10 protein-coding genes are annotated in these 11,792 nt (G+C 71.8%); 3 read left to right on the forward strand and 7 right to left on the reverse strand.

Annotated features, from left to right (window positions below; all coding sequences use genetic code 11):
* Positions 1–32: 32 nt before the first annotated feature.
* Positions 33–836, forward strand: coding sequence for an endonuclease I family protein (locus tag ACIQRL_RS05660; RefSeq protein WP_401327374.1), 804 nt, complete (start codon positions 33–35; stop codon positions 834–836).
* 97 nt (positions 837–933) lie between these two features.
* Here the strand turns inward: ACIQRL_RS05660 and ACIQRL_RS05665 are convergent, their stop codons facing one another.
* The 3 genes from ACIQRL_RS05665 to ACIQRL_RS05675 form a co-directional block, all read right to left on the reverse strand.
* Positions 934–2,619 (reverse strand): thiamine pyrophosphate-binding protein, encoded by a 1,686-nt coding sequence (locus ACIQRL_RS05665; protein ID WP_401327376.1) that lies wholly within the window; start codon positions 2,617–2,619, stop codon positions 934–936.
* The gene (gene speB / locus ACIQRL_RS05670; protein WP_328555425.1) at positions 2,616–3,584 is read right to left on the reverse strand and encodes an agmatinase; all 969 of its coding nucleotides are present in this window, start codon (positions 3,582–3,584) and stop codon (positions 2,616–2,618) included. Before speB ends, ACIQRL_RS05665 begins: the two co-directional genes overlap by 4 nt.
* Positions 3,585–3,647: 63 nt before the next feature.
* Positions 3,648–5,108 (reverse strand): sodium:solute symporter, encoded by a 1,461-nt coding sequence (locus tag ACIQRL_RS05675; RefSeq protein ID WP_401327379.1) that lies wholly within the window; start codon positions 5,106–5,108, stop codon positions 3,648–3,650.
* A 167-nt stretch (positions 5,109–5,275) separates the two neighbouring features.
* On the opposite strand from ACIQRL_RS05675, the gene ACIQRL_RS05680 reads away from it, so the two are divergent.
* Positions 5,276–6,859, forward strand: coding sequence for a PucR family transcriptional regulator ligand-binding domain-containing protein (locus tag ACIQRL_RS05680; protein WP_401327381.1), 1,584 nt, complete (start codon positions 5,276–5,278; stop codon positions 6,857–6,859).
* 97 nt (positions 6,860–6,956) lie between these two features.
* Positions 6,957–7,745, forward strand: a complete 789-nt coding sequence (locus ACIQRL_RS05685; RefSeq protein WP_401327384.1) for a phosphatase — start codon at positions 6,957–6,959, stop codon at positions 7,743–7,745.
* A gap of 159 nt (positions 7,746–7,904) precedes the next feature.
* Here the strand turns inward: ACIQRL_RS05685 and ACIQRL_RS05690 are convergent, their stop codons facing one another.
* The 4 genes from ACIQRL_RS05690 to ACIQRL_RS05705 all read right to left on the reverse strand — a co-directional run bounded on the left by ACIQRL_RS05690 (position 7,905) and on the right by ACIQRL_RS05705 (position 11,769).
* Positions 7,905–8,891: a cation diffusion facilitator family transporter gene (locus ACIQRL_RS05690; protein ID WP_401327386.1), complete on the reverse strand. Its 987-nt coding sequence runs from the start codon at positions 8,889–8,891 to the stop codon at positions 7,905–7,907.
* A 45-nt stretch (positions 8,892–8,936) separates the two neighbouring features.
* A complete protein-coding gene (gene tesB / locus ACIQRL_RS05695; RefSeq protein ID WP_328452203.1) occupies positions 8,937–9,809 on the reverse strand; it encodes an acyl-CoA thioesterase II in 873 nt (290 codons plus the stop codon).
* A gap of 34 nt (positions 9,810–9,843) precedes the next feature.
* Entirely contained in the window at positions 9,844–11,001 is a 1,158-nt protein-coding gene (locus ACIQRL_RS05700) for an acyl-CoA dehydrogenase family protein (RefSeq protein ID WP_401327389.1), read from the reverse strand.
* Between the two features lie 108 nt (positions 11,002–11,109).
* Entirely contained in the window at positions 11,110–11,769 is a 660-nt protein-coding gene (locus tag ACIQRL_RS05705) for a TetR/AcrR family transcriptional regulator (RefSeq protein WP_401327390.1), read from the reverse strand.
* Between the last annotated feature and the right edge of the window lie 23 nt (positions 11,770–11,792).

Consider the following 11,792-nt stretch of genomic DNA (forward strand, 5'->3'; position numbering starts at 1 on the left):
CCATTCAACCCGCGTAGAACGGACACCCCACGATGCCCGCCACGCACATACGCCGCTGGAAGACCCTGGCGCTGAGTACCTCCGTGGTTCTCGTCGGCCTCACCCTGCCGGCAATGACCGCGACCCCCGCGAGCGCCACCACGACCGCGTACGACAGCACGTACTACAAGAACGCGATCGGCAAGTCCGGCACGAGCCTGAAGTCCTCGCTGCACACCATCATCAGCAGCCAGACCAAGATCTCGTACTCCGCGGTCTGGAACGCGCTGATGGCCACCGACCAGGACCCGAACAACAGCAACAACGTGATCCTGCTCTACAGCGGCGTCTCGCGCGCCAAGTCCCTCAACGGCGGTGACGTCGGCGACTGGAACCGTGAGCACACCTGGGCCAAGTCGCACGGCGACTTCGGCGAGGTGACCGGTCCCGGCACGGACCTGCACCACCTGCGCCCGGCGGACGTCCAGGTCAACAGCATCCGGGGCAACCTGGACTTCGACAACGGCGGCAGCGCGGTCACCAACGGGGGCGGCAGCAAGGTCGACTCGGACTCCTTCGAGCCGCGCGACGCCGACAAGGGCGACGTGGCCCGCATGATCCTCTACATGGCGGTCCGCTACGAGGGCGACGACGGCTTCGCGGACCTGGAGCCCGACGAGAAGGTCAACAACGGCAGCGCCCCGTACATCGGCAAGCTGTCCGTGCTCAAGGCGTGGAACGAGCAGGACCCGCCGAGCGCCTTCGAGGAGAAGCGCAACCAGGTCATCTACGACACCTACCAGCACAACCGCAACCCGTTCGTCGACCACCCGGAGTGGGTCGAGGCGATCTGGTAGACGGGCCGGCCGACCCGGCGGTCTCCCGTGCCCCGGGACATCTCCCCTGCGGGAGGGGTCCCGGGGCGGGCTCTCGGCCCGGGACGGGCGCGGGCGCTCAGCCCAGGTGCGTCGGCGCGAACATCCGCAGTACCGCCGGGAGGACGACCACCGAGGGGCCGGGGGCGGCCAGCGCCTTGGCCAGGTCCTCCTCCAGCGTCTCGGGGCTCGTGAGGACCCCCGGCACGCCGAACGACTCGGCGAGGGCCACGTAGTCCGGGCGGGACAGCTCCGTGGCGGTCGCCTGACCGAAGGCGCCGGTCATGTACTCGCGCAGGATGCCGTATCCGCCGTCGTCGACGATCAGCCAGGTGACCGGGAGAGCGCACTGCTTCGCGGTGGCCAGTTCGGCGATGGAGTACAGCGCGCCGCCGTCGCCGGAGACCGCGAGGACCGGGCGGGAGGGATCGGCCGCCGCCGCGCCCAGCGCCGCCGGGAAGCCGTAGCCGAGGCCGCCGGCGCCCTGCGCGGAGTGCATGGTGTTGGCTCCGCGCGGGTCGAACGCCGACCACGCCCAGTACGCCAGGATCGTCATGTCCCAGAAGGACGGCGAGGTGTCCGGCAGGGCCCTGCGGACGGACGCCAGCACGTCCTGTTCCAGGGTGAGTTCCTGGGCGGCGATGCGCTCCGCGACCCGGGCGAGGACCGTGCTCACGCGGTCCGGCGCCGCCGGGTCGGGGCGTTCCTCCACCGTCTCCAGGAGCGCGGACAGCGCGAGGCGCGCGTCCGCGTGGATGCCCAGCGCCGGGTGGTTGGACTCCAGCTTGCCGAGGTCGGCCTCGATCTGGATCACCCGGCCGCGGGGCCTGAACGTGTGGTAGTTCGAGGAGAGTTCGCCGAGGCCCGAGCCCACCACCAGCAGGACGTCCGCGTCCTCCAGGAAGTCGGTCGTGTACCGGTCCTCCAGCCAGGACTGGAGGGACAGCGGGTGCTCCCAGGGGAAGGCGCCCTTGCCGCCGAAGGTGGTGACGACCGGCGCGTTCAGCTTCTCGGCGAGCGCGCGCAGCTTGCCGGAGGCGTCCGACCGTACGACACCGCCGCCCGCGATGATCGCGGGGCGGGCCGCCGAGGACAGCAAGTGGGCGGCCAGCGCGGTCAGTTCGGGGCGCGGGACGACGTCCTCGGGGGTCGCGTCCATCGCCGTCACCATCGGCAGGCTCGTCTCGTCGAGGAGGACGTCCTGCGGGATCTCCACCCAGACCGGGCCGTGCGGGACGGTCAGCGCCGACTCCCAGGCCGCCGCGATGGCGGAGGGGATCTGGGACTGCGTACGGACCGTGTGAACCGACTTCACCACGCCCCGGAACGAGGCCTGCTGGTCGGGGAGTTCGTGCAGATAGCCGTGACGGCCGCCGCCGAGGCCGGCGGTCGGGATCTGGCTGCTGATGGCGAGGACGGGCGCCGAGGCGGCGCGCGCCTCCTGGAGCGCGGCGAGCGAGGTCAGCGCCCCGGGGCCGGTGGAGAGCAGCAGCGGCGCGGCCTCGCCGGTGATCCGGCCGTAGGCGTCCGCCGCGAACCCGGCGTTGTTCTCGACGCGCAGGCCGACGTACTGGAGGGACGAGCGGCGCAGCGCGTCGAACATGCCGAGCGCGTGCTGGCCCGGCAGTCCGAAGACGGTCGTCGCGCCGAGCCCGGAGAGGGTCTCCACGACCAGGTCTCCGCCGTTGCGGCCGGGGGGAGGGTTGAGCGCGGCCTCCGTCTGTGCCGCCGTGGGGCGGAGAACCAGGTCGTGGTCGTGGGTCACTTGCTTCGGGCCTCCGCGATCTGGCGGGACATGATGGTGGTCAGTTCGTACGCGGTGTGGGACGCCGCCACCGCGGTGATCTCGGCGTGGTCGTACGCCGGGGCGACCTCGACCACGTCGGCCGAGACCAGGTTGCAGGACGACAGTCCGCGCAGGATCTCCAGGAGCTCGCGGGAGGTCATGCCGCCCGCCTCCGGGGTGCCGGTGCCGGGCGCGTGCGCCGGGTCGAGGCAGTCGATGTCGATGGAGATGTAGAGCGGGCGGTTGCCGATGCGCTGGCGCAGCTGGTCGGCCACCTCGTCGGCGCCGCGGCGGTAGACGTCCGCCGAGGTGACGATGCCGAAGCCCATCTTCTCGTCGTCGGTGAGGTCCTGCTTGCCGTAGAGCGGCCCGCGGATGCCGACGTGGGAGAGCGCCGAGGTGTCGAGGATGCCCTCCTCGACGGCGCGGCGGAACGGGGTGCCGTGGGTGTACTCGGCGCCGAAGTACGTGTCCCAGGTGTCGAGGTGCGCGTCGAAGTGGAGCAGCGCGACCGGGCCGTGCTTCTTGGCGACGGAGCGCAGCAGGGGCAGCGCGATGGTGTGGTCGCCGCCCAGGGTCATCAGGCGGGCGCCGGTGCCGAGCAGTTCGTCGGCGGCGGCCTCCACCGTCTCCACGGCCTCGTTGATGTTGAACGGGTTCGCCGCGATGTCACCGGCGTCCGCGACCTGCGCGAGGGCGAACGGGGAGGCGTCCTGCGCGGGGTTGTAGGGGCGCAGCAGCCGGGACGCCTCGCGGATCGCGTTGCCGCCGAAGCGGGCGCCCGGCCGGTACGAGACGCCGGAGTCGAACGGCACACCGACGACGGCGACGTCGGTGGTGCCGACCTCGTCGAGGCGGGGCAGCCGGGCGAAGGTCGCGGGGCCGGCGTACCGCGGGACGCGGGACGAATCGACGGGGCCGCGGGGCGTCTCGTTGCTGCTCATGGGGTATTGCCTTCTTTCCTACGCTTTGTCGCGTATGTACAACTAAGTACAAGTAATACGACTCTACTGGTGAACCGGGACCGGTTCGGACAGGGGTTCGGCGTCACGGCCCGCGAGCCGCTCCCGCCAGGTGGCCAGCACCGCGGCGTCGGTCGCCGGCGTGGCCAACGAGACGATCACGTACGCGGCCAGGGAGAGGAGCAGTCCGTAGTAGACGGGCTCGTTCGCGAGGATGCCGTAGCCGGCCATCAGGCCGATGACGGCGACACCGCCGACGGCGACGGAGGCGAGGGCGCCCTGCGCGGTGCCGCGCTTCCACAGCAGGCCGCCGAGGATCGGCACGAGCAGACCGCCGACGAGCAGGTTGTACGCGACGGTCAGCGCCTCGACGACGTTGTTGAGCGCGATCGCCGTACAGATCACGGCGATGCCCATGACCAGGATGAAGACCCGGTTGCCCTTGACCTCGTCGTGGTCGTCGGTGTCGCGCTTCACCGCGCCGCGCAGCCGCGACCAGATGTCGTTGTTGGCGACGGTGGCGCAGGCGATCAGGGCGCCGGAGGAGGTGGACATCACAGCGGCGAGGGCCGCGGCGAGCACCAGTCCGCGCACACCGACCGGGAGTTCGTCCTTGACGATGGTCGCGAAGGCGGTGTCGGCGCTGGGCAGCTTCGGGTAGAGGACCTTGGCCGCCGTGCCGATGACGGCGCCGGCCACGGCGTACACCAGGCAGTAGGTACCGGCGACGGTGCCGCCCCACCTGGCGGTCCTGTCACCGCGCGCGGTGAACACGCGCTGCCAGATGTCCTGTCCGATCAGCATGCCGAACGTGTAGATCAGCACATAGGTGAAGATCGTCTCGCCGCCGATGCCCAGCGGGTCGAAGTACTCGGTGGGCAGCTTGGCCTTCATCGCACCGAACCCGCCGGCCTTGACGACCGCGATGGGCAGGAGCAGGAGCAGCACGCCGACGGTCTTGACCACGAACTGCACCATGTCGGTGAGGGTGATCGACCACATGCCGCCGAGCGTGGAGTACGCGACGACGATCGAGCCGCCGAGGACGATCGCGAGCGTCCGGTTCATGTCGAAGAGGACGTCGAAGATCGTGGCGTAGGCGATGGTCGAGGTGACGGCGAGCATCAGGGTGTACGCCCACATGACGACACCGGAGACGAGACCGGCCCGGCCGCCGTAGCGCAGGTCGAGCATCTCGGAGACGGTGTAGACCTTCAGGCGGGCGATGCGGGCGGAGAAGAAGACGCTGAGCGCCAGCAGGCCGAGGCCGATGGTGAAGACCATCCAGGCTCCGGAGAGCCCGTACTGGTAGCCGAGGCCCACACCGCCGATGGTGGACGCGCCGCCCAGCACGATGGCGGCCATGGTGCCGGAGTACATGACGGGCCCGAGCCGCCGTCCCGCGACGAGGAAGTCGCTCTTGGACTTGGCGCGGCGCATGCCCCACCAGCCCATGGCCAGCATGCCGGCCAGATAGACGACGATCACTGCGTAGTCGACGGCCATAGGTCTCCTCAGGGCGTTCGGTGGCGTGTCGTGCGGGGATGTGGGGGACGAGCCGGCAGCTGATCGCGGGGACATCCGCCCGTACCCGTGGCTGCCGGTCGGGACCGACATTAGGTGGCCGGAAAGCGGCTGCGAAGTGTACGTTTCATCCATTCGATCCGAATGGGATGGAGGAACCGTCCACCGTGCCGGACCCTCAGTCACCTTCCGCCCCGGCCGTACCGCCGACTCCCCCGGTACCGCTGTCGGCGCTGCTCGCCCGCGAGGACCTGGCCCTGCGCCTGATCGCCGGACCCGCGGAGCCCGACACGGTGATCCACTGGGCGCACACCTCGGAGATGGCCGACCCCTACCCGTACCTGCTGGGCGGCGAGCTGCTGCTGTCCGCGGGGGTCCACATCCCCGAGGCGGCCGGCTCGGGCACCTATTTCGACGACTACGTCTCCCGCATCGTCGCGGCGGGCGGCGCTGCACTCGGTTTCGGCCTGGCGCCGGTCCACGACACGGTCCCGCGCGCCCTGGTCGCGGCCTGCGACGCCTACGGGCTGCCCCTGCTGGAGGTCCCGCCCCAGACGACGTTCTCCGGGGTCGCCCGCGCTGTGTGGCAGCTCATGGCCCAGGCACGGCTGGCCGAACTGCGCCGGGTGACCGAGGCCCAGCAGAGCCTGGCGGCGGCCGCCGCCCGCCCCGATCCGGTCCCGGCGGTGCTCCGGCAACTGGCCCAGCGGCTGGGCGGCCGGGCGGTGCTGTACGGCCCGGAGGGCACGGAACTGGCCCACGCCGGGAGGTTCCCGCCGCCCGCCCCGCGGGAAGCGGCGCGGGCGGCGACCGAGGCCGGCCCGGCGACCGCCTCCCAGCGGGCGGAGACGCCGTCCCCCGAGGAGGCGCTCGCCGAGCTGGCCGGTGTCGTGCGCCCCCGGGGAGCCCACGGGCCCGCGCCGTCGTCCGCCACCGACACCGTGGACGGCGTCCATCTCGCGGCCTACGCCCTCGGCAGCGGCCAGGGCTTCGTCCTGGGGGTCGCCGCGCCGCGCCGCGAGCCCGGCGACCACACGATCGCCTCCGTCGCCTCCGTACTGCTCTCCCTGCTCACCGGGGAGCACCAGAGCGGGAGCGGGGCCGCGCGGTCGGCGGCGCTGGTGCGGCTGCTGCTGGGGGCCGCGCCGGAGACGGTGGCACCGCTGCTCGGCGGCGAGCGGTGGGTGGTCGTGCACGCGCGCCCCGCCGGGGACGGTCCCGCCCCGGACACGGTCTCCGCGTCCGCGCTGGCGGCCGCGCTGGGCTCCGCGCTGGTGGACGTCGGCGGCGACATCGTCCGCGTCCTCGTCCCCGGCGACCGCGAGCCCGCCGCGCAGCCGGGCTGGACCTGCGGGGTCAGCGCTCCCGCAGGCCCGCACGCGTGGGCGGCGGCCGACACCCAGGCGGCCCGCGCGCTGGCCCGCGCCCGCGCCACCCGGGTGCCCCTGGTCCGTCACGGCGACCGTCCCGCGCTCGCCGACCTCGTCCCCCCGGCCGACGCCGAGGCCCACGCCCACGCCCTGCTCGCGCCCGTCGCCGGGATCCCCGCCCTGACCGAGACCCTGCGCACCTGGCTGTCCCTGCACGGCAGTTGGGACCGGACCGCGGTGGCCCTCTCCGTCCACCGCAACACCGTCCGCCAACGCATCGCCCGCTGCTCGGCGTTGCTGGGGGCGGACCTCGACGACCCGGACGTACGGATGGAGTTGTGGTTCGCGCTCCGGGAGGACTGAACGCCGGCCGGCCCCGGTCCCGTACACCTGAGTGACGCACATCCCAGCGACGGGGACAGCCGCGCCCCCGGCCGGAGCGCACCGGCACAATGGGGGTATGCCGATACCCGGGACTCCCAGCCGCGCCGAACTTGTCGACCATCTCGTGAAGACCCGTATCGCGGGCGATGTCGCCACGCCCCGCGAGAACAACCTCTCCCACTACCGCAAGCTGGCGAACGGCGAGCGCAACTGGTGGCTCGGCCTGGAGCTCGGCGACCGCTGGAGCGACGAGCAGGACGTGCTCGCGGTGATGGCGGAGCGGACCGGCGTCAACGACGATCCGGAGTACCGGTACGGCCAGGACACCATCGACCCCGAGCTGACCGTGGACGCGCTGGACCGTCTCGCGGCCCGGCTGCGCAAGGCGGCCGAGGGCCGCCAGCAGGTGCTGTTCGCGACCGGCCACCCGGGCGGGCTGCTGGACGTGCACCGCGCCACGGCCGCCGCCCTGCGCGCCGCCGGCTGCGAGATCGTGGTGATCCCGGACGGCCTGCAGACGGACGAGGGGTACGTCATGCAGTTCGCGGACGTGGCGGTCCTGGAGCACGGCGCCACGCTGTGGCACACGCACTCGGGCGAGCCGATGCGTGCGATCCTCAACGGCCTGGAGCGGGAGGGCCGTCCGCTGCCCGACCTGGTCGTGGCCGACCACGGCTGGGCCGGTTTCGCGGGCCAGCGGGGTCTGGACTCCGTCGGATACGCCGACAGCAACGACCCGGCGCTCTTCCTCGCCGAGTCGGAGGGCACGCTCCAGGTCGTGGTCCCGCTCGACGACCACGTCCTCAGCCCGCGCCACTACGACCCGATGACGGCGTATCTGCTCAAGGAAGCGGGCCTGGCCTGAGGCCCCATCTCCTCGGATCCCGGCGACCGACCCGGGGGCGTGCTCGGCGCGGGCGAGCCCCCGGTGACGCCCCCGGTTGGCGTTCACCGTCCCCGAACCGTCGGATCGCCTTCACCGTTCCGTACCGCCGGACCGCGTGGCGCACGCCCCGACCGCGTCTCACGGCCAGGGATTCAGCCCCTCGTCCCGCCGCTGGGCGTACCCCGGTGTCGGGTCCAGGTACACCCGGCTCACCGAGGGGAACACCGCCCGGAGCCGGTCCTCGGCCTGTTCGCAGGCCCACTCGATCTCGGCCGCGGTCGACGCGTCCCGGAAGTCGACCTTGGCGGCGATCAGCGCCTCGCGCGGCCCCTGCACGAGCGTGATCAGTTCCAGTACGGCCTCCACGTGCTCCACCGCCAGCAGCTCCGTCCGGATCCGCTCCCGCATCGGCCTGGGCAGCGGCCGTCCGATCAGCAGCTCCGCGTTGGAACGGCCCAGCACCCAGGCGACGTAGAGCAGCAGGAGTCCGATGAGCAGCGAGGCGATGCCGTCCCAGACGCCCGATCCGGTGAGCTGGCCGCCGAGCAGGCCGCCCGCGGCGAACACCAGTCCGACCAGCGCGGCCGAGTCCTCCATGACGACGGCCTTCACGGCGGTGTCGGGCGTGCGCCGGAGGTAGGTCCTGAAGGGGGCGTCGACCCGGGCGGCCTCGCCGCGCGCCTGCCGCAGCCCCGTCCGCAGGGAGAAGCCCTCCAGGAGGAAGGCGACACCCAGCACGATGTACGACACCAGCGGGTCGCCGAGCTCCTCCCCCGCGACCAGGGTGTGGATGCCGTCGTAGATCGAGAAGACGGCGCCGCCGACGAAGGTGGCGACGGCGGCGAGCAGCGCCCAGATGTACCGCTCGGGACCGTAGCCCAGCGGATGGTCCTCGTCGGCCGGTTTCTCGCTCCGTTTGAGGGCCGTGAGCAGCAGCAGCTCGGTGACGGTGTCGGCGACGGAGTGGGCGGCCTCGGACAGCATCGCGCTGGAGCCGCTGATGACCCCGGCGACCGCCTTGGCGAGGGCGATCCCGAGATTGGCCGCGGCGGCGACGATCACCGTGGAGACGCTCTGGCCGCTCCCGCCGCCGCTGTCCTCGTCCTGTGCCGCTGCTTCGGTCATGCCTCAGTCTTACCGAGGAACGCCTCCGGGCCGGGGAACGCGTCGCTATCGCGGGACGCGGACCACGCCTTCCTGGATCACCGAGATGGCCAGCCGGCCGTCCTGGGTGTAGATCCGGGCCTGGCCGAGGCCGCGGCCGCCGGATGCCGACGGTGACTCCTGGTCGTACAGCAGCCATTCGTCGGCGCGGAACGGGCGGTGGAACCACATCGCGTGGTCGAGCGAGGCGCCGACGACATCGCCGGTCACCCAGCCGCCGCGCCCGTGCGCGAGCAGGATGGAGTCGAGGAGCGTCATGTCCGAGACGTAGGTGGCGAGGACGACGTGCAGCAGCGGGTCGTCGGCGAGTTTGCCGTTGGTGCGGAACCACACCTGGGAGCGCGGCTCACGGGCCTCGCCGACGGTGGCGTACGGCGGCGCGTCGACATAGCGCAGGTCGACGGACTCCCGGGCCTCCAGGATGCGCTCCACGACCTCGGCGTCGGTGAAGACGTCGGCGTACAGCGGAAGCAGTTCGGCGGCCGTGGGCAGCGTCTCCGGGTCGGGCGCGGGCGGCATCGGCGCCTGGTGCTCCATGCCCTCCTCGTACGTCTGGAAGGACGCGGAGAGGTGGAAGATCGGCTGTCCGTGCTGGACGGCGACCACCCGGCGGGTGGTGAAGGAGCGGCCGTCGCGGATGCGGTCCACGGAGTACACGATGGGTGCGCCGGGGTCGCCGATCCGCAGGAAGTACGCGTGCAGGGAGTGGGCGAGCCGGTCCTCGGGGACCGTGCGCCCGGCGGCCACGAGGGCCTGCGCCGCCACCTGTCCGCCGAAGACCCGTGGGACGACGGCGGACCGGGAACGGCCGCGGAAGATGTCCTCCTCGATCCGCTCGAGGTCGAGCAGATCGAGGAGGGACTGAAGTGCCTCGCTCATAAGGCAGTTGTACCGCGCAGTCTTTTCGCGGACCTTACAGGCCCATGTCCTTGGCGATGATCGTCTTCATGATCTCGCTGGTCCCGCCGTAGATGCGGTTGACGCGGTTGTCCGCATACAGACGCGCGATCGGGTACTCGTTCATGAAGCCGTAGCCGCCGTGGAGCTGGAGGCAGCGGTCGATGACGCGGTGCGCGACCTCGGTGCAGAACAGCTTGGCGCTGGCGGCCTCGGCCGGGGTCAGCTCACCCGCGTCGAGGGCCTCCAGGGCGCGGTCGGCGACGGCCTCGGCCGCGTCCACCTCGGCCTGGCAGGCGGCCAGCTCGAACTTGGTGTTCTGGAAGGAGGCGACGGTCTTGCCGAAGACGGTCCGCTCCTGGACGTACTCCTTGGCGAACCGGACGGCGGCCTTGGCCTGCGCGTAGGCGCCGAAGGCGATGCCCCAGCGCTCGGAGGCGAGGTTGTGGCCGAGGTAGTAGAAGCCCTTGTTCTCCTCGCCGAGCAGGTCCTCGACGGGCACCTTCACGTCGACGAACGCCAGCTCGGCGGTGTCGGAGGTCTTCAGGCCGAGCTTGTCCAGCTTGCGGCCGATGGAGTAGCCCTCGGACTTGGTGTCCACGGCGAAGAGGGAGATGCCGTAGCGGCGGTCCTCGGCGGTGGGCGCGGAGGTGCGGGCGCAGACGATCACGCGGTCGGCGTGGACGCCACCGGTGATGAAGGTCTTGGAGCCGTTGAGGACGTAGTGCGTGCCGTCCTCGGAGAGCTTGGCGGTGGTCTTCATGCCCGCGAGGTCGGAGCCGGTGCCCGGCTCGGTCATCGCGAGGGCCCACATCTCCTCGGCGCTGACGAACTTCGGCAGGAAGCGCTTCTTCTGCTCGTCGGTGGCGAGCATCTTGATGTAGGGCAGGCCGAGCAGCACGTGCACACCGGAGCCGCCGAACTGGACACCCGCGCGCGAGGTCTCCTCGTACATCACGGCTTCGAACTTGTACGAGTCGATGCCGGCGCCGCCGAACTCCTCGTCCACGCGGATACCGAAGACGCCGAGCTCGGCGAGCTTGTAGTAGAAGTCGCGCGGCGCCTGGCCGGCGGCGAACCACTCGTCGTAGACCGGGACGACCTCGGCCTCGATGAAGGCGCGCAGGGTCTCCCGGAACGCCTCGTGGTCCTCGTTGAACACAGTACGGCGCACCGCCGCCACCTCCGCCTGGATACCTGGGTCATTTCTAAGCGCTTGCTCAGATACGAGGTTACCCGCCGGTCACGAGCGCCGTCCAGGGGTCGCCCCCCGAGACGCTCGTCACGCCCCGGGAGCCGCACGAGCCTCATGAGCCACTGCCGTCACACCAGGAGCCACGGGAGTCCCGGGGGGCACGGCGGCCGCCCCGAAGGCCCCCCGCGCCATCCGGTGCAGCAGCTCCGCCGTCCCCGCGCGCCCCGGAAGCGCGCCCGGGCGCCCCAGGTGCGGGGTCGAGTTCAGCAGACCGAAGACCGAGTGCACGGCGGAACGGGCGGCGGGCTCGGTCAGCTCCGGGTACACCTCGCGGACCACCTCCACCCACAGCTCGACGTACTGGCGCTGGAGCTGCCGCACGAGCTTGCGGTCGCTGTCCCGCAGGCGGTCCAGCTCGCGGTCGTGCAGGGTGATCAGGGGGCGGTCGTCGAGCGCGAAGTCGATGTGCCCCTCGATGAGCGAGTCGAGGAGCGTCTCCGCGCCCCCCTCGGCCTCCGCCACCCGGCGTTTGCCGCCCGTGAGCAGCTGCCCGCTGATCCCCACCAGCAGCTCGGCGAGCATCGCGTCCTTGCCGGCGAAGTGCCGGTAGAGACCGGGGCCGCTGATGCCGACCGCCGCTCCTATCTCATCCACTCCCACACCGTGGAAACCGCGCTCGGCGAAGAGCCGGGCGGCCTCCCTGAGGATCTGCTCGCGCCGGGTGGGGGCGTCGGTTCTGGTGGCCATGAAAACAATTCTAGACACGGCGG

Source organism: Streptomyces sp. NPDC091209 (assembly GCF_044757755.1).
Taxonomy (GTDB): Bacteria; Actinomycetota; Actinomycetes; order Streptomycetales; family Streptomycetaceae; genus Streptomyces.